At 36.5% G+C, this 24428-nt stretch carries 17 protein-coding genes and 1 riboswitch; of the genes, 14 read left to right on the top strand and 3 right to left on the bottom strand.

Features of this window, described 5'->3' with window-relative positions:
* Positions 1-22 precede the first annotated feature (22 nt).
* From C8C76_RS03835 to metA, 6 genes are all read left to right on the top strand, one after another.
* The gene (locus C8C76_RS03835) at positions 23-1099 is read left to right on the top strand and encodes a serine hydrolase domain-containing protein (RefSeq protein ID WP_108138811.1); all 1077 of its coding nucleotides are present in this window, start codon (positions 23-25) and stop codon (positions 1097-1099) included.
* A gap of 21 nt (positions 1100-1120) precedes the next feature.
* Complete coding sequence (locus tag C8C76_RS03830; RefSeq protein ID WP_181248144.1) at positions 1121-2026, top strand: N-acetylglucosamine kinase; 906 nt, start codon at positions 1121-1123, stop codon at positions 2024-2026.
* A gap of 127 nt (positions 2027-2153) precedes the next feature.
* Positions 2154-3731: a beta-N-acetylhexosaminidase gene (gene nagZ / locus C8C76_RS03825; RefSeq protein ID WP_219909361.1), complete on the top strand. Its 1578-nt coding sequence runs from the start codon at positions 2154-2156 to the stop codon at positions 3729-3731.
* A gap of 63 nt (positions 3732-3794) precedes the next feature.
* Positions 3795-4973, top strand: coding sequence for an anhydro-N-acetylmuramic acid kinase (locus tag C8C76_RS03820; RefSeq protein WP_108138923.1), 1179 nt, complete (start codon positions 3795-3797; stop codon positions 4971-4973).
* Positions 4974-5084: 111 nt separating this feature from the next.
* Positions 5085-5189, top strand: a riboswitch (SAM riboswitch).
* Between the two features lie 157 nt (positions 5190-5346).
* Positions 5347-6624, top strand: coding sequence for an O-acetylhomoserine aminocarboxypropyltransferase/cysteine synthase family protein (locus C8C76_RS03815; RefSeq protein WP_108138807.1), 1278 nt, complete (start codon positions 5347-5349; stop codon positions 6622-6624).
* Between the two features lie 116 nt (positions 6625-6740).
* A complete protein-coding gene (gene metA / locus C8C76_RS03810; RefSeq protein ID WP_108138805.1) occupies positions 6741-7658 on the top strand; it encodes a homoserine O-acetyltransferase MetA in 918 nt (305 codons plus the stop codon).
* A gap of 121 nt (positions 7659-7779) precedes the next feature.
* Here the strand turns inward: metA and C8C76_RS03805 are convergent, their stop codons facing one another.
* The 3 genes from C8C76_RS03805 to C8C76_RS03795 form a co-directional block, all read right to left on the bottom strand.
* Positions 7780-9573: an FAD-dependent oxidoreductase gene (locus C8C76_RS03805; RefSeq protein WP_108138803.1), complete on the bottom strand. Its 1794-nt coding sequence runs from the start codon at positions 9571-9573 to the stop codon at positions 7780-7782.
* A gap of 18 nt (positions 9574-9591) precedes the next feature.
* Positions 9592-10773 (bottom strand): IS256 family transposase, encoded by a 1182-nt coding sequence (locus tag C8C76_RS03800; protein ID WP_108138801.1) that lies wholly within the window; start codon positions 10771-10773, stop codon positions 9592-9594.
* Positions 10774-11011: 238 nt separating this feature from the next.
* Positions 11012-12022, bottom strand: a complete 1011-nt coding sequence (locus tag C8C76_RS03795) for a LacI family DNA-binding transcriptional regulator (RefSeq protein WP_108138799.1) — start codon at positions 12020-12022, stop codon at positions 11012-11014.
* A 502-nt stretch (positions 12023-12524) separates the two neighbouring features.
* Between C8C76_RS03795 and C8C76_RS03790 the strand changes: the two genes are divergently transcribed.
* The 8 genes from C8C76_RS03790 (at position 12525) to C8C76_RS03755 (ending at position 24276) form a co-directional block, all read left to right on the top strand.
* Entirely contained in the window at positions 12525-14204 is a 1680-nt protein-coding gene (locus C8C76_RS03790; RefSeq protein ID WP_108138797.1) for an ABC transporter substrate-binding protein, read from the top strand.
* A 78-nt stretch (positions 14205-14282) separates the two neighbouring features.
* Entirely contained in the window at positions 14283-15272 is a 990-nt protein-coding gene (locus C8C76_RS03785; protein WP_108138795.1) for an ABC transporter permease, read from the top strand.
* 3 nt (positions 15273-15275) lie between these two features.
* Positions 15276-16139, top strand: a complete 864-nt coding sequence (locus tag C8C76_RS03780; protein WP_108138793.1) for an ABC transporter permease — start codon at positions 15276-15278, stop codon at positions 16137-16139.
* 3 nt (positions 16140-16142) lie between these two features.
* Complete coding sequence (locus tag C8C76_RS03775; RefSeq protein WP_181248143.1) at positions 16143-17135, top strand: ABC transporter ATP-binding protein; 993 nt, start codon at positions 16143-16145, stop codon at positions 17133-17135.
* Positions 17122-18045, top strand: a complete 924-nt coding sequence (locus C8C76_RS03770; protein ID WP_108138791.1) for an ABC transporter ATP-binding protein — start codon at positions 17122-17124, stop codon at positions 18043-18045. The genes C8C76_RS03775 and C8C76_RS03770 overlap by 14 nt, the downstream gene beginning before the upstream one ends.
* A gap of 86 nt (positions 18046-18131) precedes the next feature.
* Positions 18132-19484 (top strand): GH1 family beta-glucosidase, encoded by a 1353-nt coding sequence (locus tag C8C76_RS03765; RefSeq protein WP_181248142.1) that lies wholly within the window; start codon positions 18132-18134, stop codon positions 19482-19484.
* Positions 19485-19677: 193 nt separating this feature from the next.
* On the top strand, positions 19678-21768 hold the full coding sequence (locus C8C76_RS03760; RefSeq protein ID WP_108138789.1) for a methyl-accepting chemotaxis protein: 2091 nt from the start codon (positions 19678-19680) through the stop codon (positions 21766-21768).
* Positions 21769-21792: 24 nt separating this feature from the next.
* Positions 21793-24276, top strand: coding sequence for a beta-mannosidase (locus C8C76_RS03755; protein ID WP_108138787.1), 2484 nt, complete (start codon positions 21793-21795; stop codon positions 24274-24276).
* The last annotated feature ends 152 nt before the right edge of the window (positions 24277-24428 follow it).

Genomic DNA, 24428 nt, shown 5'->3' with positions numbered 1-24428 from the left:
ATATTAATTAGGAGCAGAATAAATGGATAATAAGCTTGATTTTTCAGCAGTTAGAGAACTTTTAGAATCTGAGTTAGAAAAAGGATCTTTTCCGGGAGCAGCACTTTCTGTTGTTTCTAAAAACGAAGTTTTATACAGGACTCATCTGGGCTCTGCCCAGCTGCAGCCTGAGCAGAGAAAAATGAAGTCAGACACTATATTTGGTCTGGCATCTTTAACCAAAGTAATTGTTACAACTTCTTCAATTATGAAATTAGTTGAAATGGGTCGGATAAATATATATGATTACATTAAGGAATATTTTCCGGAACTGCCTGCTGATAAAGATGAAATAACAATTTTTCATCTTTTAACCCACAGCTCTGGCTACCAGGCGATTGTAAAGCTCTGGGATCAGGGGATGAATTATCAGCAGAAAATAAAGTATATCCTGGATCTGCCCTTAGAGAATGAGGTAGGAGAGCTTGTTAATTACAGTGACCCTAATTTTATTTTGCTGGGAGAACTGGTTCAGCGGGTGAGTGGGATGTCCCTGCAGGAGTTCAGTCAGCAGTACTTTTTTTCGCCTCTGGGAATGGATAATACTTCCTATAAACCGCTGACGAATCTTGAGGCTGCTGCAGATGATATCGCTGCTGCAGAATACTGCAGCTGGAGAAATAAGATGATTGTCGGGGAAGTTCATGATGAAAATGCTTATTCTCTGGGAGAGATCAGCGGTCATGCCGGACTTTTTTCAAATAATAAGGATTTATCTAAATTTGTAATGATGCTCTTAAATAATGGGAGTTATCAGGATCAGACAGTATTTAGTCCTTTAACTATTGTGAGCATGCGGCAGAACTGGACAGCAGACTTAAATCAAAATAGAGCTTTAGGCTGGGACCTCAGAAATAACTTTCGCTCTTCTGGTGGGATTCTATTTTCAGATCAGGCATATGGTCATACTGGTTTTACCGGTACTTCAATCTGGATTGACCCGGTGCTGGAGCTGGGAGTGGTTTTTCTAACCAACCGAGTTCACCCCACCCGAGATAATGTGGATATTATTTCTCTCAGACCAAGACTGCACAATTTAATTGCAGCGGTTTTAAAGTAAATATAATTTTGAGGTGATATGATGTTAATAGCCGGAATTGATGCCGGAGGTAGTAAAACAGAGTGTATAATTGTGGACACTGAAAAAGATAAAATAATTACTCGAGCCCAAACTGGAGCTGCAAATTATCAGGTTGTTGGCTTAGAGGCCGCCTGCAGAGAAATAAAATTGGCTTTAGAGCAGGCCAAAAAAAGAGCAGGTATCAGCCGCTTAAAGGCAGTAGGGATTGGTCTTGCTGGAGCCGGCCGCAGAGAAGACTTGGTGAAAATTGAAAGAGAAATGGGAAAAATAATGAATTCTAGAAACTTCTTTTTTTGCAGTGATGCTCATATTGCTCTGCTGGGAGCTACTGGGGGCAGCACGGGAGCTGTTTTAATCGCAGGAACAGGGTCAATCGCCTACGGTTTAAAGAAAAATGGAGCTAAGATTAGAAGTGGTGGTTGGGGACCAATTATCGGTGATGAAGGAAGCGGTTTTTGGATAGGACTTGAGGCAGCAAAAAAGGCTGTGAGAGCAGAAGAGATGAGAGCTGAAAAGACAGAGCTGAAAAATCTAATTTTAGAGCATTTTAATTTCAGCAAGTTAGAAGAACTAATTCCCTTTATTTATCAGCAGCAGCTGCCCCGGAAAAAAATAGCTGCTTTAGCACCGGCAGTTTTTGATTTAGCTCAAAATGGAGATGCGGCTGCACTGGAAATTTGTCAGGAGGCAGCAGCTGAGCTGGCAATCCTTGCCCATTCAGCGCTCTTAAAACTTGATTATCAGGAAGATAAAATAGCTGCTGCTGGTGGTTTAATCAAAAGCAGTTATTTTTATCAGTTATTAAAAGAAAAATTAAGGGAAAATTATGAGCTGGAAATTTATAAGGCAAAAAAATCTGCAGCTTATGGTGCTGTTTTTATGGCTTTACGGGAATTAGAAAATTAAAATGAAAAAACAGCTAATTTTCAGCTCAATTTTTCTTTTACTTATTTTCTTTTTGATTCCGACAGTGAGAGCAGAAAGCTCAGAAAACAAAATTATTAATTTTTTAAATAGAGGAGGAGATTTACTAATGGAGCATAAAATTGCAGAGATGTCTCTGGCAGAAAAGGTAGGACAGCTTTTTCAGATTGGATTTTCGGGTCCTAAAGTAGATGCTGAGATTAAGGATATGATTGAGAATTACCATGTTGGAGGAGTGATCTATTTCAGCAGAAATATTGTTAACCCGGCTCAGACGGCAGAGCTTTCAAATAAGCTGCAGGACCTGGCCCTAAACTCTGGAGCAAAGCTGCCGCTTTTTATTTCGGCAGATCAGGAGGGTGGTACAGTAACCAGGTTAAAAGGAGCAACTCATTTTCCCGGTAATATGGCTCTGGGGGCTGCTGCTGATCAGAAACTTGCCTATCAGGCAGGAGAAGCAGTAGGTGATGAACTAAAGAATTTAGGGATCAATGTTAACCTGGCACCTGATCTGGATGTAAATAATAACCCGGATAATCCGGTAATTGGTGTCCGCTCATTTGGTGAGGATCCAGAATTGGTTGCTGAATTGGGAACTGCTTATATTGAAGGTCTGCAGTCACAGGGAGTTACTGCCACAGCAAAACACTTTCCCGGTCACGGGGATACAGCAGTAGATTCTCATCTGGATTTACCTGTGATCAGGCATTCCCGCAGCCGCCTGGATCAGGTTGAATTATATCCATTTAAAAAGGCAATTGAAGCTGGAGTAGACAGTATTATGACAGCCCATATATATTTTCCAACAATTGAAAAGGAAGAGGGGATCCCGGCAACACTTTCTAAAGCAGTTTTAACTGATTTATTAAGAAAAGAGCTGGGCTTTGAGGGCCTGATTATTACTGACTGTATGGAAATGAATGCAATAGTTAATACTTTTGGGACTGTAGAGGGAGCTGTTAGAACTATAGAAGCTGGCAGTGACACCGTTTTAGTTTCTCACAGCTATCAAAAGCAGAAAAATGCAATTGAAGCTGTGCTGAAAGCGGTTAAAAGCGGCCGGATTAGTGAAGAACGGATAGATCAGTCTGTAAAAAGAATTTTAAGCCTCAAAGGTAAAAGAATCAGGCTGGCTGAGCTGAAAGAGGCGGATGAAAATAAAATTAATTTTACTGCTCACCAGAAAGTTGCCAGAGAAATTGCCGAAAAATCAGTGACGATGGTTAAAAATGAGGGTGTTTTACCCCTTAAAAATATTAAAGAAAAAAAGATCAGTGTAATTGATTTTAAAATGGGCAGGGTTTCACTGGCTGAGGATGTAGGAGAAAAAAGCAATTTATTTCTAGATTATTTAAAAACTGACCTAAATCGAGTCGAACATCTTAGTTTAGAAGCTAATCAGTTGAGTGCTGCTGCTGAGCAAAAATTAAACGGCAGTGATTTAGTTGTTGTCTGTACCTATAATGCGGCAGTAAACAGAAGCCAGGCAGATATTGCAGAAAAACTGGCTGCAGACTATAATGTTTTAGTTTTAGCACTCCGCAATCCCTATGATTTTAAATATCTGGATCAGGTTCAGGCATTTATCACAACTTATGATTACAGCCCGGCCAGCCAGAAAGCTGCTGCTGATTTAGTCAGAGGAAAAATTGAAGCTCAGGGGAAACTGCCGGTAAGTATTAAATAGAAAGAGGTGAGATTTAATAAAAGTTTTCTGCTGATTATTTTAGAAACTTTTATTAATATCAGGATGAGTAAAAAAGTAATTGCGTTAATGTCAGGAACCTCAGTTGATGGAATTGATGCTGCTTTAGTAGATATTTCAGAAGCAGAAAACAATTTAGAAGTTGAGCTGCTTGATTTTATTTCTCTGCCCTATGAGCGCGAGTTTAAAAATAAGATTTTAAAGGCTGCAGATTATAAAAAAAGCAGGGTTAAAGAAATTGCAGAATTAAATATTGAGATTGGAGAGAAGTCTCTCAAAACAGTTTTTAAATTGATTGAGAAATCGGGTTATTCTGCAGTAGATATTGACCTGATTGCATCCCACGGCCAGACAATTTATCATAATCTTGAAGAGAGGCCGGTTACCCTGCAGATTGGAGCTGCTCCTTTTATTGCAGAAGGAAGTGGAATCACCACAGTCTACAATTTTAGAATGAGGGATCTGGCTGCAGGTGGGGAAGGAGCTCCTCTGGTGCCCTATGTGGATTATCTGCTCTATCAGGATCAGAATAAAAATAGAGTGCTGCAGAACATTGGTGGGATTTCTAATTATACCTATCTTCCTGCCGGGGCAGCTGTAAGTGAAGTGCGGGGTAGTGATAATGGACCGGGAAATATGATGATTGATTATACTGTTAAAATTCTGACTGATTATCAAAAAGATTTTGATCAGGACGGGGAAATGGCAGCTCGGGGCCAGTGCAGTCAAAAATTATTAGATTATTTAATGGGGCATCCTTTTATCAAAAAAGAAGTTCCCAAAAGCTCAGGCCGAATAGATTTTGGGGAAGAATATACTAAAAAAGTAATTGCTCGAGCGAAAAAGTCTGAGCTGAGTGATAATGATATTCTTGCCACGATTACTGAATTTACAGCCAGAGCAATTGTTGATTCTTACCAGAGATTTTTAAATTCCGAAATTGATGAAATAATTATCTCCGGTGGCGGCAGCTACAATAATTATCTGATGCAGAAAATTAGAGAATATGCTGTTAGAGAAATATCTGCAGCAGTTAAAGTTATAACTCTGGAAGATCTGGGGCAGAGCAGTGAAGCAAAAGAAGCAATCGCCTTTGCAGTGCTCGGCTATCAGACCATGAAGGGGAGAAGTAATAATCTGCCGGCTGCTACTGGTGCAAAAAGAAAAGTTGTGCTCGGTGATCTAGTGCCGGGTAATGATTTTTATGATTATTTGAACTGGTAGACCTGTCTTGTGATTTGATCTGATTTGATAATCAAATTTTTAAAGGCGAATTTTCAAAAATCTTTTCTTGACAGAATTACTTATCTATGTTAAAGTTATAAAAAACAATAAAACTTATCGCGAGAGGTGGAGGGACTGGCCCTTTGAAACCCGGCAACCAGCAGTTAGCTACTGCCCGGTGCTAATTCCAGCAGGAAGATTCCTGAGAGATAAGGAGTAAGTAAATTACCCACTCCTATTTTTTAGGTAGTGGGATTTTTTGTATCTATTAAACTTATTATAAGCAGGAAGCAGGAGAGTGATCACTCAAGTTTTATTGTTAGAAGCAAGAAATTTTAAAAATCAAGTAGAGAAAATTCGAGGAGGAAATAAAATGGAATTTAAATTTGACACACTGGCACTACACGCAGGCTACGAGGCAGATCAGAACAAAAAATCGGCAGCAGTACCTATTTATCAGACTACTTCTTATACTTTTGAGGACACAGACCATGCAGCAGATCTATTTGCTTTAAAAGAAGCTGGAGATATCTACACTAGAATTCAGAACCCGACTAATTCAGTTCTGGAAAAAAGAATTGCAGCTCTGGAGGGAGGAGTAGGAGCTCTGGCAGTTTCTTCAGGTCAGGCAGCAGAGGTAATTGCCCTTTTAACTATCTGCAATAATGGAGACCATCTAGTAAGCGGCAGCTCTATTTATGGAGGAACTCACAATCTCTTTAAACATACTTTTAAAAATATGGGAATAGATGTTTCTTTTGTTGATTCTGAAGATCCGGAAAGTTTTAAAGCAGCAATCAATGAGCAGACAAAGGCTCTTTATGTGGAAACAATCGGCAATCCCGCTTTATCAGTTCCTGACTTTGAGAGGCTGGCTGAAATTGCACATGAGGCTGGAGTACCGCTGATAGTTGATAATACCTTTGCTTCTCCCTATCTCTGTCGCCCATTTGAATATGGAGCCGATATTGTAATTCATTCAACCACTAAATACATAGCCGGTCACGGTAATTCAATTGGTGGAGTTATAGTTGACAGTGGTAATTTTGACTGGGATACCGGTAGATTTCCCGGTCTTGTAGAACCTGATCCAAGTTACCATGGGGTTAAGTTTCAGGAAGAATTTGGCGCAGCTGCTTTTATTACTAAAGCGAGAGTTCAGCTTTTAAGAGATTTAGGTAGTGCACCCAGCCCTTTCAACTCATTTTTAACAATCACTGGCTTGGAAACACTGGGGCTTAGAATGCAGCGTCATTCAGAAAATGCACAGGCAGCAGCAGAATTTTTAGAAGCTGATCAGCGGGTAGAATGGGTAAGTTATCCCGGTTTGGACAGCCATGACTCATATCAAAATGCTCAAAAATATTTAGAAAATGGTAATGGCGGTATGATAGCTTTTGGGATTAAGGGCGGAAAAGAAGCGGCCGAGAAATTTATCAATCAGCTTCAGCTCTTTTTACATCTGGCCAATGTTGGTGATGCAAAATCTCTGGCCATTCATCCAGCCAGCACAACCCACCAGCAGCTTAGTGATGAAGACTTAAAGAAAACTGGTGTTTTGCCAGAACTGATTAGACTTTCAATAGGCATTGAGGATGTTGAAGATATTATAGCTGATTTAGATCAGGCTTTAACAGCAGCTCAAAAATAAATAATCATTGCATAATATTTAATGGAAAAAGTTTCTCTGATTCAAAACTGAGAAGCTTTTTCCTGAAATTATAGAATTTAAACTTTTAAAAGTTAAGAAGCTAGGAGTGAGAAGAAATGCCAATTAAGATTCAGGATGAATTACCAGCAGTAGAAACCCTTGAAAATGAAAATATATTTGTGATGAAAGAATCGCGGGCAACCCATCAGGATATCCGCTCACTTAAAATATTAATTTTAAATTTAATGCCGACTAAAATCAAAACAGAAACCCAGATTTTACGCCTGATCGGAAATTCACCCCTGCAGGTTGACATTGACCTGATGCATCCGGCCAGCCATAATTCTAAAAATACATCTGAAGAGCACCTAATTAAATTTTACAATACCTTTGAAGAAATTAAAGATAATAAATATGATGGGATGATTATTACCGGAGCTCCAGTTGAGACACTCGAATTTGAAGAAGTTGATTACTGGGAGGAACTGCAGAAAATTATGGACTGGAGTTTACACCATGTTTTTTCCACTTTTCATATCTGCTGGGGAAGTCAGGCAGGGCTTTATCACCACTATGGAGTACCTAAATATCCTCTGGAGGAAAAAATGTTTGGAGTTTTTCCTCATTATAAAAACAAAAAACATGTTAAGTTAATGCGCGGCTTTGATGATTTATTTTTTGTTCCCCATTCCCGGCATACTGAGGTCAGGAAAGAAGATATTGAAAAAGTAGATGAGCTGGAGATTTTATCTGAATCAGAGGAGTCTGGGATTTACCTGGTAGCCAGTAAAAATGGAAGACAGGTTTTTGCTACCGGACATTCAGAATATGACAGGGAGAGCCTGCAGGACGAATATCTGCGGGATATTAATAAAGGAATGAAAATGGATCCTCCTAAAAACTATTACCGGGATGATGATCCGGAAAAAGAAATAATTATGCGCTGGCGCAGTCACGCCAATCTCTTATTTGTCAACTGGCTGAACTATTATGTCTACCAGGAAACACCATTTGATTTGAGCAAACTTAAATAAAATAGATAAAGCATTTTATGGTTAGACTGACAACTATAATGCAAAAGAGCCCTTCTAAACTTAAAATAGAAGGGCTCAAGCTTTTTCTAGTTCTTAGGCAGCAGATATTAGCTGCTATTATTTATAATTCATCATTTAAATACTTATCGATACCGACAGCTGCATCATGTCCAGTTCTGATAGCATTGATTACATCTGGACCACGGGCAATGTCACCACCGGCAAAGAGCCAGTCAACTGAAGTCTGGCTGTAGTCATTAATCTTAATTCTGGGGCCAGCATATTCAATTTCAAACTGGTCGTCAATATAGGAATTATCTCCACCCTGACCAATAGCTTCGATTACCATATCACATTCGTAATTTTCAATATCACTGTCATCAAAAGTAGGGTTGAAATTCATTTCCTCATCAAAGACAGAAACACAGCAGTTGGTACATAAATTAGCCAGTGAGCCGTCTTCATTAACTTCGATTTCTTTAGGACCGCGACCGGGTTTAAAGACTACTCCTTCTTCCCGGGCTTCTTCAATTTCTTCCTGGTCAGCAGGCATAATATCTTCAGTTTCTAAAGAAGTAACAGTAATATTTACCTCACCATACTTATCCATCTGCAGTCTGGCCATGGAGCGGGCAATATCCATCGCTACATTACCCCCACCAATAACTACTAAGTTTTTGGTGACCGGAACTTCTTTACCGCGGGCAATGTCTGCCAGCAGGTTAACAGCCTGATAGACATTATTGTTGTCAGTTCCCGGTACTCTGGTGCTGCGGCCGTTGTGAAGTCCGGTGGCTGCAAAGACTGCATCATACTGCTCGTGCAGCTCATCTAAAGTAATATCCCCGCCAACCCTGGTATTAAAAACAAAGTCTACCCCGAGACTCTTAATATAATTAATGTCTTTATCCAGGGCATCATAGGGAAGGCGGTATTCAGGGATTCCATAGCGCATCATCCCGCCGGCATTTTCTTTACTTTCATAAACTGTTATCTGATAACCCATTACACTTAAATAGTGGGCAGCAGAAAGTCCGGCAGGACCGGCTCCAACAACAGCAACCTTTTTATTATTCTGTTCAATTTTTTCTGTTCCTAAAATTTTCTTGTAGTCGGCAGAATCAACATTGTCGACTGCATAGCGCTTCAGCCAGCGGATAGAGACTGCTTCACCCCGGTGGGAGATTGCACAGACTCCCTCACATTTATGGGTGCAGACTCGGCCGCAGACCTCAGGTAGTGGATTATCCTCATAAATCTGCTGCAGAGATTCTTCTAAGTCTTCATCAAAAATTCCTCTGATATACTGGGGAATATTCATATTGGCAGGACAGGTTTCAGTACAGATTTCACACTCCACACAGCGAGAAGCTTCCTTTTCCGCCTGTTCTTTAGAAAAACCTTCTACAATTTCTATAAAGGAATCGACTCTTTTTTCCGGCTCCAGCATTTCCATGTCAATTCTTTTTAAATCTAAGAGATCAGAATTTTCATCTCTTAAATATCCGAGTGGATGTTCAACTTTATTTATATCATGCTGATCCGGAGTAACTATAAATGTATCAGGGTCCAGGTCAATATAGCTGTAGTCCCGGCTCATTTCCAGAGAACCGGTGGTACAGACATCAACACAGAGTCCACACCAGCAGCGGCCGTAATCAATCTGGGGTCTTTCATTTCGCTGTCCTTCCTCAGCCGGTACATCCAGCATTTCCACCATCGAAATGGCATCATTAACACAGACTTCCTGGCAGGTAGAACAGCCGATACATTCTTCTAAATCATTAATATGAAAACCCCTGTATCTTTTAGCAGCATCATTTGACTCTGCCGGATAGCGAACTGTTTCCGGTTTCTTTACTAAATTTTTAAAAGCTGTAACAGGAGAGAAGATGCTTTTTTTAGGTAACGTCAAGTATTTTGTGTAAATAAATTAATATCTTTCTTCAAATAGTTGAATTAGCTTATCTCTAGTAGCTAAAAATCCTTTTAATCTTCGTTCTGACCATTTAGAATTGTAGTCTATGATCTTAAGATATAAGATTTTTTCTGCTGCTTTTTCATTTGGTAAACTGTTCATTGTTTTAAGTCTTTTTCTAATTTCTTTATTGGCTCTTTCAATCCAGTTTGTTGTATAAATTGACTTCTGAATACTATCTGGATATTTGTAGAAAGCAAATAATTCATCTTTATCTTCAAACCAGCTTTGAGCCAGGTGAGGATAGAGTTTATCCCACTTTGAACTGAAATCATTTAAGGCCTGCTCTGCATACTCTCTGCTGGGGGCTTTGTAAATTTTCTTAAGATCAGTAACAATTTCATCTGTATGTTTCTTCTTAACTTTATGAAGTGTATTACGGACTTTGTGAACTACACAGCGTTGAACATCAGCTTTTGGATATACTTTAAGAAATGCGTCAGTTAAACCTGGTAGGCCATCCATAACGCCTAAAAGCACCTGTTCTACGCCTCTGGATTTAAGGTTCATCAGTACTTCTTCCCAGAGTGTAGCTGACTCTGTTACGCCAATGTAGAAGTCTAGAATCTCTCTATAACCTTCTTCATTGATTCCAATAATGATATATGCTGATTCATTACCAACATGCTCTCGGCGAATCTTGATGCTTAGAGCATCAATGAAGAGCACGCTATAGCGTTTTTCTAAGGGTCTGTTTTTCCATTGCTCAATTTCTTTTACTGCTATATCTGTTAGATTGCTGACACTGGTAGCACTGTATTTTTGACCATACATTTGCTCAATCAAATTGGCTATATCTCGAGTGGATAGACCTCTGGCATACATTTGGATAACAGTCTGCTCCAGCCAGTCATCACGGCGTTTATATGGCTCAAATAGAGCAGTCTGAAAGTCATTATTTCTGTCTCTTGGGACTTCTAGTTTTTCAATGACACCATATTTAGTTTGGAAATTACGAGAATAGTTGCCATTGCGGCTATTGCCAGAGTTCTTACCAGCAGATTCATATTTATCGTAATTAAGAAATTCAGTTAATTCACCTTTAAGCATTTTTTCGATAAAATTTTTGATCAAATCATTAATCATATCGTCAAAATTCACTTGACCATTATTGGGGTTATCAGTTATACTTTTCATGAGGAGTCCTCCTAGTGGTTTGGTTTTTATTTCGCTAATAAATAATTCAACCACTTAAAGAAGGATTCCTCTTTTTTATTTTAAAAAAATCGTTAAATTTAATTTACACAACTTATTATACAATACTCTTAAAGAAAATGAAAAACAGAGCATAAATGCAACAATTAAACTAAATCAATTAAATAATGATTTAGAATCAGAAATTAATGATTCTGAAATAAAGCTTAAAGTAGAAAATTTAAATTTCTCTCACTGATTCCCTTTCAATCAATTCTGTGGGGATAACTGATTTAGTTGATTTCTTTTCAGGATTTTGGATGCGCTCAAATAATTTTCGTGCAGCTTCCTGGCCCATTCCTTCTTTATCGACAGAAATAGTGCTAATTGACGGCGAAGTAAAAGCAGTGAGTTCAATATTATCAAAGCCAATAATTGAAATATCCTGAGGAACCTTAACTCCATATTTATTAAAGGTCTGCAATAGCCCAATCGCAGTTGCATCATTGGCCGCAAAAATAGCAGTAGGAAGTTTTTCTTCCTTTAGGAATTCTTTTGCCAGTTTTTGGTCCATATCCTGGCCAAATTCACTTTTAATTTTTACGAAATGACTATTAATTTCTAAATCATTTTCCATCATTTCTAATTTAAAAGCCTTGTATCTTTCTTCAAAACTGGGATGGCTCAGAGGTCCTCCTGCATAACCAATATTTTTGTGGCCCATACTAATTAAATAATTAACTGCTTTCATTGCTCCCGAAAAATTATCAGAAACAATGGAATCCATAATCGGAGAGCTTAAATAATTATCAACTAAAACTGTTGGAAACTTAAGTTTTTCAATGGCTCTAATCATTTTTTGATTGATATCAGCTCCAGCCAGAATTAAACCATCAACTTTATTCTGACTGATAATAGCAGGAACTTCTTTATTATCCAGGGCATCAAGTATAATTGTAGAAAACAAAAGATTATAATCAAAATTTTCAACTTCTATTTCCACTCCTGCAATAACCCTGGTATAAAAGGGATTATTAAAAATAGGAATATGATTTCGACTCATGAGAAAAGCAATATTATGAGTTTTTAAATTTGCCTGAGAATGGAAAGAAAAATAGCCCATTTCTTTAGCAATATTTAAGACTTTCTGTCTGGTAACAGGAGAGACACCACCTTTATCATTCAGTGATTTAGAAACTGTTGAGATTGATACTTCTGCTTTTTCAGCAATATCTTTAATTGTAACACTCATAATAATTCTTCCTTTCTTAAAAAAATGATTACGAAATTAATTCTTAATAAATTGTTTTTTTCTTTCAAAATCAGCGAAACTTATTTCTTTTAGTATAACATATGTTCAAAAATAAATAAAATCAAATTATTTTTTAAAATAGTTTGAAAAAACGAAAAAACAATGCTATAATAAAAGAAAGTTATTTCGTTAATCACGAAAATCAACCTAGGTGGCGACTAATAACTTTCGTACATTGAAAATTAAATAAAAAAATTAAAAAATTAGCTTGAATTGTCTACAAATTTGCGCTATAATTAAACTAAGAAATCGTTTTAGTAATTTTTAGCGCAAATTCTTTTAAATCTTCGTCAAAGTTTTAAGCATTAAATTAAATAATTTAATGAAGATTAGTGGAATTGCTAAAAATTTGCTCACTCTTACTTTTTATAAGTTAATAATCCCTTAAGACAAAAGAGAGTGACATTTTGCATCACAAAATAATTTAAAGGGGTGTTTATTAATGATGAATGTTGGTAAGAAGGTTTTAATTTTGACTCTAGCTTTTCTATTTTTAGTTGGAGGAATGTCTTTAGCTCAGGATCTTCCTAGAGAAGAGACATTAGTCGTTTCTGGAGCTATGTGGGGACCTCCATCAACTTGGAATATTTTAATTCCTAACCCTACACCTGGTACAGGTGGATTAGTTTATGAAACAATGTTCTCTTACAACCCACTTGAAAACAAGTATGAGCCATGGCTTGCTGAAAGTGGAGAATGGGTTTCTGACAACGAATATGTTGTTGAGTTAAGAGAAGGTATTAGTTGGGAAGACGGAGAAGCATTAACTTCAGAAGATGTTGTCTTTACTTATGAAGTAGCTAAAGATAACTCAATTATGTATTCTCCAATCTGGGACTGGATGGAATCTGTAGAAGCAGAAGGAGACTATACAGTAAGATTTACATTCAGTGAACCACATTATGCCGAATGGGATGCTGAATTATACGGACGTTATATTATCCCAGAACACATCTGGAGTGAAGTTCCTTCTGATGAGTTAATCACTAAAACAATGCAGGATCCAGTTGGAACTGGACCATATACTGCCAGAGAAGCTGGTCAGGATAGAATGGTCTGGGAAAGAAATGAAGACTGGTGGGGTAATGATGTTTTTGGTCAGCCTACACCAAAATACATTGTTGACTTAGTAAACCAGAGTAACAATGTTGTTATGGGTATGCTGATGAAGGGTGAGGTTGATTTAAGTAATAACTTCCTACCTGGAATCCAAAAAGTTAAAGACCAATTTGGTTTAGAAACTTGGTACGAAGAAGAACCATATATGCTTTCCTGGAACACAGCTAATATGTACATGAACACAACCAGAAAGCCAATGGACGATGTTAAATTTAGAAGAGCAATGGCCTTTATGGTAGATCAGCAGGCAATTGTTGATCGTGTATATGGTGGTTTAGTACAGGCTGCTAATCCTACTGGTTTATTTGGAGAAGGTTGGTTAGAATATTTAGATGAAGAAGTAGTAGAAGATTATGGTTTTGAATATAATACTACTAAAGCCAAAGCATTATTAAATGATGCAGGTTATGTAGATGCAGATGGTGATGGTTGGAGAGATATGCCTAATGGAGATCCATTAGAACTAAGTATTATTGTTCCTAGTGGCTGGACAGACTGGATGTCAGCTGTTAGAGTTATTTCTCAAAATGCTGAAGAAATTGGGGTAAATATTACACCTAACTTCCCAGATTCCTCACTATTTGATAATAAGCGTTTCAATAAAGACTTTGATATGCTGATTGGTAACTTTAACACTACTCTTTCCTCTAATCCATTTGATTACTGGAATGGTGTAGCAAATGAGAGTATTCATGGAGAGACAATTAGTAATGGTAACTGGGGTGCTTATGATAATCCAACATTATTCAGAAAAATTGATACTTTCAATATGACTAAAGATGAAGAAGTTAAGCAAGATTTGGCTTCCGATATTCAGAGAATTTTATTAGAAGATATGCCAACAGTTCCACTATGGCACAATGGTCTTTGGGCACAGCAGACAACAAATAATTGGACTAACTGGCCAAGCGAAGATGATCCATATGGTGTACCAGTTAGTTGGGGTAATGCCTATCAGTTAGGTATGATCCATACCTTAATCGGATTGGAACCTGCTCAGTAAAGATCACAAAACTGAATTTAGTCATTAATACAGGTCCGATAGTTACTATCGGGCCTGTTATTTAGAAAGGAGCAAAATATGGGTAAATATTTACGAAAAAAATTAATCATTTATATTATTACTTTTATAATAGCAGTAACTATTAACTTTGCTATCCCCAGAATGATGCCCGGAGATCCAATTCAATCACTTTTATCACGTTTTTCTGGTATGGAGGGTGGACGTGAAATTTTAGAAGAACAATTAACCTTACTCTTTAACTTAGATCAGCCGATCTGGGAGCAGTATTTAAACTTTTGGAAATCAGTTTTTACATTTGATTTTGGAATTTCAATTATTCAGTTTCCAACACCAGTTTTTGATATTATAAAAAGAGCTGTAGTTTATGATCTTGCCGTTCTGTTTCCCGCAATTATATTAAGCTGGATTGTTGGTAATAAACTAGGTGCTTATTCTGGAACAGATAAAAAGGTAGATAATGCTTCAATGCCGTTCTTTTATTTTTTAGCTTCCTCACCATATTTTTGGATGGCAGGTATTGTGGTGTTTTTCTTTGGAGTGGTGATTGGTTGGTTCCCAATCAGTGGAGCTTATGGTTCGACAACTTCCCCAGCTTTTACCTGGAATTTTATAGCTGATTTTTTACACCACTGGTTTTTACCATTCTTTACTATGTTTTTAGTTCAGCTCGGTGGTTGGGCAATCGGTATGCGGAATATGATTATGTATGAGAAGAGTTCTAATTATTCAAAGTATATGGAAACACTCGGAGCCTCAAAAAAATTAATTCGTAATTATGGTTTTCGTAATGGTGTTTTACCTCAGGTTACCGGTCTTGCTTTAAGAATTGGAAGGATTGTTGGTGGAGCAATCACTGTTCAGGTAGTATTTAACTATCCTGGCCTCGGTAGAATGATGTTAGACGCAGTACAAAATCAGGATTATTTTTTAATGCAGGGAGTATTTTTAACAATAGTAACTATGGTTTTAGCAGCAAACTTTTTAGTAGATATTGTTTACATGTTTATTGATCCTAGAGTAAGACTTTCATTCACTGAGGAGGTGTAGGTTATGGCAAAAGATTTTTGGGCAAAACATGAAAATTTATATTATGCCCTTACAAATAAAAAAGTTATTTTTGGTTTGACAATTGTAGCTATTGTCTTTTTGCTGGCAGCATTTGGACCTTTAATTGCACAATATGAATATGATGAATATGCAGGACAGGGGTATTTACCACCTTCCTCAGATCATTTTTTCGGTACAACTATCGATGGTAAGGATGTATTTACCCGGACAGTTCACGGTCTACGTTCTACTCTTTTGGTTGGAGCTGTTGCTGGTACAATTGCAACATTAATTGGTTGTATTATCGGTTTCGTTGCCGGTTATTATGGAGGTACAATTTTCGATGAGTTATTAATGATGTTAACAAATATCTTTGTAGTTATGCCTCAGCTTGCACTTTTAATTGTAATTGCAGCATTTTTAGAAGTTAGAGGTACATTTGTTATGGCAGTAATCGTTGCTTCAACAGCCTGGCCCTGGACAGCAAGAGCTGTTAGATCACAGACTCTTTCTTTAAAAAATCAGGAGTATGTATCTTTATCCAGAATTTCTTCAATTAGTGTTAGTAGAATTTTAAGAGAAGATATTGCTTCAAATATGTTCTCCTATGTATTTATGGTTTTTATCCAGCAATTTAATGGAACAATGCTGGCAACAGTTCAGTTAGAGTTTTTAGGACTTGGTCCAACTAAGGGTATTTCTCTTGGTCTTGTAATGCAGAATGCTGTTAACTGGAATGGTATCCAACTTGGCATGTGGTGGTGGGCAATAATTCCTGGTCTGATTTTAACAATTTTAATCACAGCTTTATACTTTGTTAATACAGGATTAGATGCAGCCTTTAACCCACGTTTAAGGGAGATGTAAGATATGAGTGAAAATATACTAGAAGTCAAAAATCTCAAAGCATACTATGATATTTTAAAAGGACAAGTTAAGGCAGTAGATGATGTAACTTTCAATCTTAAAAAAGGCGAAATTTTGGGTTTGGCTGGAGAGTCAGGCTGTGGTAAAAGTACACTTGCCAGTTCATTTATTTCTCGTAAAAAGCCTCTCAAATACATATCAGGTGAGGTTGATCTTGTAGGGAACAAAATTATGGAAATGAGCGAAAAAGAATTTAAAAAATTGCGTTTAAGTACTATTTCTTTAATTCCTCAGTATGCCCTTGATGCTTTTAGCCCAACTAAAAAAATCAAAACATATATAGCAGATTTGGCCAGACAGCACGGAATCAAAACTGATAAAAAGTTTTTTAATAAAGTTAAAGAAAGACTTGATTTAGTTAATCTGGATGAGTCAGTTTTAAATCGTTATTCAATAGAATTATCTGGTGGTATGAAACAGAGAGTAATTATGGTAATTTCGACAATCTTAGATCCAGAGTTTTTAATAGCTGATGAGATTACATCTGCTTTAGATGTGAGTTCACAGCGCTTTGTGGCAACAATGCTTGCTAATTTAAGAGATTTAGGCATTATTAAGTCTTCAATTTTTATTACCCATGATTTATCAATTCTATATCAGATAGCTGACAGAATAATGATTATGTATGCTGGTAATTTTGCTGAAATTGGACCGACAGATGAGATTGTAGATAATCCTCGTCATCCTTATACTAGAGCTTTAATTGATTCTTTACCAAAAGTAGGAATTCAGTATAAAGATAAAAGATTGTCCGGGATTGATGGAACACCACCTCATTTATTAAACATTGGTGAAGGATGTCGCTTTAGACACCGCTGTCCTTATGCAATAGACAAATGTGAAGAAACACCTCAGCGGGAGCAGGTAGCAGAAGATCATTATGTATCCTGCTGGAGATGGAAAGAGTTAGGAAGTGATTTAAGTGGCCAAAAATAAAGATATAGTAATGTCTGTTCAGGGTTTAACTAAAGTTTTTAAAAGTGGAATTTTAAATCCAGAATATACTGTAGCGGCTAAAGATGTATCTTTTCATATTGAAAAAGGAAAAATAATTTCTTTGATCGGAGAAAGTGGTAGTGGGAAAACTACTGTTGGTAAATTGATATTGAAACTAATTAATCCCAGTGAAGGAAAGATAATATATAAAGGCAAAGATATTGCTGAAATAAATGATAAATCTGAAACTCAGAATTATTATCGACGAGTTCAGGGAATATTTCAGGATCCATTTGCAACATTTAACCCTTTATACAGAGTGGATAGAGTTTTTGATCTGATTTTCGATTCCTTTGATTTAGATTATGAAGATAAAGATAAGGCAATTAGAGATGCTCTTTATGATGTGAACTTAAATCCAGATCGAACTCTGGGTAAATTTCCCCATCAATTAAGTGGAGGCCAGCTGCAGAGATTGTTGATAGCCAGAGCTCTGCTGATGGATGTAGATGTTCTAATTGCAGATGAGTTAATCAGTATGTTAGATGCCTCAACTAGAATTGGAGTTTTAAACTTATTGGTGGAATCCTGTAAAAAACATGGTATGTCAGTTATATTTATAACTCATGATTTGAACCTTGGTTATTACATCAGTGATAAATCACTTATTATGTACAAAGGACGCCTGGTTGAAAGAGGAGACACCAAAAAGATATACGAAAACGCGACTCATCCTTATACTCAGATGTTATTTGAAGCAGTACCTGAGATTGGTGAGCGCTGGGATCCAGACGAAGAATTCTTGCCAGAACAAGTTGTAGATGATGTAAATGACTTTTACCAAAATAATAAGGGTAAGGGTTTTGTAGAGATAGAAGAAGACCACAGTGTCTTATTCAGTGATCAATAGAAGTTAATTATTATTTTTCCGTTAAGCTTAGATAAAAGAAAGTGTTGAGCTGTTCGGAAGAGTATATTTAGCAGGGAGGCATTTTAATGACAATGATTAAGTTCCCCGAAAAATTTGAATGGGGTGCTGCTACTGCATCTTATCAAATTGAAGGGGCATATAATGAAGATGGAAAAGGGGAGTCTATCTGGGATAGATTTACCCACCAAAAAGGTAATATAGCAAATAATGATAACGGAGATGTGGCCTGTGATCACTACCATCGCTATCAGCAAGATGTTAAATTAATGCAGGAAATCGGGCTGGATACCTACCGATTTTCTATAGCCTGGCCCAGAATCTTACCAGCAGGAAAAGGGAAAATTAATCAAAAAGGAATTGATTTTTATAAAAATCTTGTTAATAAGTTATTAGAGGCTGGGATTAAACCTGCTGCAACCCTTTATCACTGGGATTTACCCCAGAAACTGCAGGATAATGGAGGCTGGGAAAATAGAGATACAGCCAAGTACTTCAATGAGTATGCTCAGATAATGTATAGGGAGCTGGGGGACCTGGTTCCCCGCTGGATAACACATAATGAGCCAATGGTAGTTTCGATGGTTGGTAATCTATGGGGGGAGCATGCTCCTGGTTTTACCGATCCTCAAAAAGCATTACAGGTGGCACATAATCTATTACTTTCACATGGAATGGCAGTTAAGAGCTTTAGAGAAAGTGGTATCGATGGTCAAGTTGGTATTACTCTAAACCTAAACCATGTTTATCCAAAAACTAATAGCACAGAAGATCAGTTGGCTAAAGATTATTGTGATGCTTTTAATAATCGCTGGTTTTTAGATCCAGTTTTTAAAGCTAAGTATCCGGAAAAATTAATGTCTTTATATCAGAATGAATATGATAATCCTTTTGAAATGGAAAAGGGAGACTTAGAAATAATAAGCAGAGATATTGATTTTTTAGGTATCAACTATTATTCAAGAGCAGTGGTTGAATATGATGAGTCTGAAAAACTTAATTTTAAAACAGTAAAACCAGATGGTGTAGAATACACCGAAATGGATTGGGAGGTATATCCAGAGGGCTTAACTGATTTATTATTAAGATTAAACAAAGAATATACTAAAGCTCCAATCTTTATTACCGAAAATGGAGCTGCCTATGATGATCAAATAGCAGAAGATGGGCAGGTTCATGATAAGAAACGAGTTGAATATTTGGAAGAACATTTTAAAGCAGCCAAGCAGGCGATTGAAGCTGGAGTTAATCTTGCTGGTTATTACATCTGGTCATTAATGGATAATTTCGAATGGGCATATGGTTATGATAAACGCTTTGGAATTATATTCATTGATTATGAAAATGAGCAGACAAGAATTTTAAAAGATAGTGCTAAGCTACTGCAGGAAGTTATTGCTAAAAACGGTTTAGATAAATAAATATTTGTTCTAAGGCAATAAAAGCTTAGAGTGGTTTAATTATAGAGCAGGTTCCCCTATACCAGCTTAATATCCCTTAACCACTTTAAGCTTTATTGACTTTCAAGACAATTAATGTTAATTTAGTTATACTCATTTTAAAAATTTTTAATTTTATTAATTTGATCCAAAAAATTAAGCAGGAGGAAATAAAATGGCTTCCCAAAAAGGAAAACTCGGATTTTTTCACTCACTCAAATGGAAGATTTCTGCCATTATAGTTTTAATTTTATTATTAGTTTTAGGAACGATCAGTTACATAACTTTTAATTCAGCATCTGAGATTGTGAGAGAACAGATTGATGAAAATATTAATTTAATTGCTGCTTCTTATCAAAGCAATGTTGATGCAATGTTAAAAACACTTAATCGGCAAATAGACTCAATTAGCTCTGATAGTAGTTTTAATGGTTATTATACTCTAATGGAAGGACTTTATCCCGGAGGAGAAGTAACTGCTGAACAGAGAGAAGAATTTTTAGCAAATATTGATTCCTTTTTAAGTATGGAATATTCTACTGCTTCAGCCCTGGGTTCAGTTTCCAAAAACATAGAAAGTATTGAATATGCATATCTTGCTATGGCAGATGGAACTGTTATTGCCGATTCTCGTGCTTATTCAGCTCAGGCTGTAGAAGATAATGAGAATTACTTAAGAGAACATCTGAGTCAAGATTTATATAAAGATATTAATTTTGGTACTATCCATAGTGAGGGAGAAAACAACTACTTATTATATAATTCTCCACTATATGGAGATGATGGGGAGACTATAACTGCTTATATTGTTCTTGCCCTAAACCCAGAAATTGTTTACTCTGAGCTCCAGAGTCTTGCTGTTGATAATGCAGATAATTATAGGCTTATTAACGCGAATGGACAAATAATTAGAGCTCAAAATAGAGATTTATTTGCCCAGACAATTGATAATCAGTGGTTTATAGATAATCAGGTAGAGGGAGAAAATATAATAACTACTGAGATAGATAATAATTATTTACTAAAAGAACAAATTACTGAAAACTTAGCTCTGGCAGTAGAAATACCAAATTCTGAAATGCTGGCACCTGTAAATAGTTTAGGCCAGAATATTTTAACAGTATCAATAATTTCATTGTTTTTAGCTTTAATTATTACAGTCTTATTTATTAGCTGGCAGCTTAAACCACTTTCAGCCTTTATGGAAGCATTTAGGAATATGAAAAATGGTGATTTAAGAGATCAGGTCAAGATGGAAGGCAAGAATTTAAAAAGAAAAGATGAAATTGGAATTATGGCTGGTATTTTTAATGAGATGCTAGATGAACTTAAAGGTCTGGTAATTGATATTGATCAACAAGCAAGAAATTTAAATCAGTCAGCAGAAAAAATGGATAATAATAGTCGTGAGGTTAGTAAAGGAGCAGAAGAAGTTGGTCTGGCAGTAGAAAATTTATCAGCTGGTTCAGAAGAACAGCTTGCTCAGATAGAAGAAAGTAATAATAATGTTCAGCGTTTAAATAATGAGATTAAAGAAGTTGATAGTAATGCGGAAGAAATTTCAAAAGGTGCTCAAGAAGTTTTAAGCAGTATCGAAAAAGGGAATCAGACTGTTGATAGTTCTATTAAAAATATTAATGATCTGAGTCAGGAGACATCGGAAGTCGCAAAGCTAATTCAAAATTTAGGGACAATGTCAGAAGAAATTGGAGATATTGTAGTTTTAATTAATGATATTTCTAATCAGACTAATTTATTAGCTCTTAATGCGGCAATAGAAGCTGCAAGAGCTGGAGAAGCAGGGCGAGGTTTTTCTGTAGTAGCAGACGAGATTCGTTCTCTTGCAGAAGAATCAGCAGATGCAACAGAACAAATATCTAAGCTAATAGAAAAAATTCAGTCTGGAGTTAATCAGGCAGTTAATTCTATGGATGAAAATGAGGAACTTGTAGATGCCAGTGTGGGCAGTATTGAAGAGACAAATGACATCTTTAAAGAAATTAGAAATGTATCAAATGATTTAGGGAATTCAATTAATAATGTAGTTAAGAGAATTGCATCAATGCGAGAAGAAAGCGAAAATGTTGAAAATGCTATTAATGATATTGCAAAAGTAACCCGTGATTTTGCTTCCAGTTCAGAACAGATTTCGGCTTCAACAGAAGAACAGTCTGCTTCAACAGATGAGATTTTAGATACAGCTGTTGAGCTTAAAACTATGTCTGAAGAATTAATTAATAATATCAATGATTTTCAGGTAGAATAACTAATAAAATATAGAGGTGATCAGATGAATAATCTTAGTCTAAATGGTAAGTGGCAGTTAAATCAGAGTGGAGAGAATGATGTTATCACAGCAGAAGTTCCTGGTTGTGTTCATACTGATTTAATAAATGCTGGTCTAATTGATGATCCATTTTATAGAGATAATGAAGAGAAAGTTATGTGGATTGGTGAGAGTGATTGGGATTACAGTCGTACTTTTAATCTTGATGCTGACTTTTTAGCAGCTAAAAAAATTCTTTTAAGTGCAAAAGGTTTGGACACTCTGGCTGAAATTTATTTAAATGAGCAAAAAATAGCTTCTACTAATAATATGTATCGGGAGTGGGAGTTTGATGTCAAAGAATATCTGAAAGAAGGAGAAAACGAAATAAAAATTCATTTTAATTCTCCTCTGCCATATCTAAAGCAAAAAGATGAGGAATTCCATATTCCAGCTTGGAGTGTTGGTGACCACCGTCTGCATGGAGGTGGCTGGCTGCGAAAACAGCCAAGTAATTTTGGTTGGGATTGGGGTCCGATGCTTGTTACAATGGGAATCTGGAAAGATATTGAACTAATCGCACTTGATAAAGCACGTATAGAAGCAGTTCAGATAGAGCAAAATCATTTAGAAAATGGTGATGTTGATTTAAGTATTGATCTCGAATGTGAAAAAATTGCTGCTGAAAATCTTACTGTAGAAATAGACTTTTCACTGGCAGGAAAAAAGGAATACCACAATAAATTTGAAATTGAAGGTGAAAAAGCAAAAATTGACTTTGAAGTAGAAAATCCAGAAATCTGGTGGCCTAATGGAATGGGAGAGCAGCCTCTCTATAACTTAGAGATTACCATTTATGATAGTAATGGCCAGTATTTAGACAAGAATCAGAAAAAAATAGGTTTAAGAACTCTTGAATTAATTACTGAAGCAGATGAATGGGGAGAATCTTTTAAATTCAGGGCAAATGGAGAGGACTTTTTTGCCAAAGGAGCTAACTGGATTCCAGCTGATGCTTTTGTCTCTCGAGTTAAAAGAGAAGATTATAGAGAGCTTTTAGAATCTGCAGCCGCTGCTAACATGAATATGCTCAGAGTCTGGGGTGGTGGACTATATGAGACTGATGACTTTTATGAAATCTGTGATCAACTTGGATTGACTGTCTGGCAGGATTTCGTATTTGCCTGTGGAACCTATCCGAGTTTTGATGATGATTTTATGGAAAATGTTAAAGTTGAAGCAGAAGATAATGTAAAAAGAATACGCCATCATGCTTCTCTGGCACTATGGTGTGGTAATAATGAGATTGAACAGGGAATTGCAGCTGAAGAGTGGGACAGTGAAAAAATAACAATGCCCTGGGATGATTATAAAAAGCTTTTTGATGAACTACTGCCCGAAATTGTAGCAGATCATAATCCACAGACTGATTACTGGCCAGGTAGTCCTCACACTCCTCAGGGTGATCGTAATGATTATAATAACCCTGACTCAGGAGATGCTCATCTCTGGGATGTCTGGCATGGTTTAAAACCATTTGAATGGTATCGTAGTTGTGAACATCGCTTTAATAGTGAATTTGGTTTTCAATCATTTCCTGAACCTAAAACTAGTTATGGATATACTGAAAAAGAAGACCGCAACATAACTTCATATGTAATGGAACACCATCAACGGAGTGGAATTGGTAATTCAGTAATTATGCATTACATGCTCCAGTGGTTCCGTTTACCTGTTGGTTTTGAAAATACTATCTGGACCAGTCAAATTCTGCAGGGCCTCGGTATTAAATATGCTGTCGAAAACTGGCGTCGTAATATGCCAAGAGGAATGGGAACACTTTACTGGCAGTTAAATGATAACTGGCCGGTAGCGAGCTGGTCTTCCCTAGATTATCACGGCCGCTGGAAGGCCTTACACTATATGGCTAAAAAATTCTATGCACCTCTACTAGTTTCTGGAATTGAAAATCCAGAAGATTCAACAGTAGAAATTCATATTACCAGTGATTTAATGGAGAAGCAGCAGGGCGAGTTAAACTGGCAGCTTCGCGATGTAGCTGGTAAATTAATTAAGTCTAATAATTTTGCAGTGGAAATTGAAGGGCAGAGCAATCAAAAAGTGCTCAAACTTAACTTTAAAGAAGAAGTTTCTGAATTTGGAAACAGAGATTTAATGCTTTGGGTGGAATTAAAAGTAGAAGGAGAAATTGTCGCAGATAATTTTGTTTCTTTTGCTAAACCAAAACATATGCAGCTTAAAGAGCCTGGATTTGAAACTAATATTGAAGCTTTAGAAGAAAATAAATTTAAATTAAATCTTAATGCTCAAAATACTGCTCTCTGGACCTGGCTTGAGCTTAGTGAGATTGATGCTCAATTAAGTGATAATTTCTTCCATATTTACCCTGGGAGAGAGATAATAATTGAGATTAAGCCGGAAAAAGAAATGACAGTAGAAGAAGTAGAAGAAAAATTAATGATAAAATCACTTGTTGACACATACTAAATTTTTTAGATTTAGTCATTTGAGACTAAGTTAAGCTGATATTTTGGTAGTCAACTTAGTTTTATCTTAATTAAAATTAAATAATAGGCACACTAATAGGGGTGGATTATTAAAAGCTAATTTTTAATAGTACACCCTTTTATTTTTAAGAA

This window comes from Halanaerobium saccharolyticum, assembly GCF_003053565.1.
GTDB classification, from domain to species: Bacteria; Bacillota; Halanaerobiia; order Halanaerobiales; family Halanaerobiaceae; genus Halanaerobium; species Halanaerobium saccharolyticum_B.
Note: the sequence above shows the minus strand (reverse complement) of the source record. Positions and strands in the feature narration are given on the sequence as shown.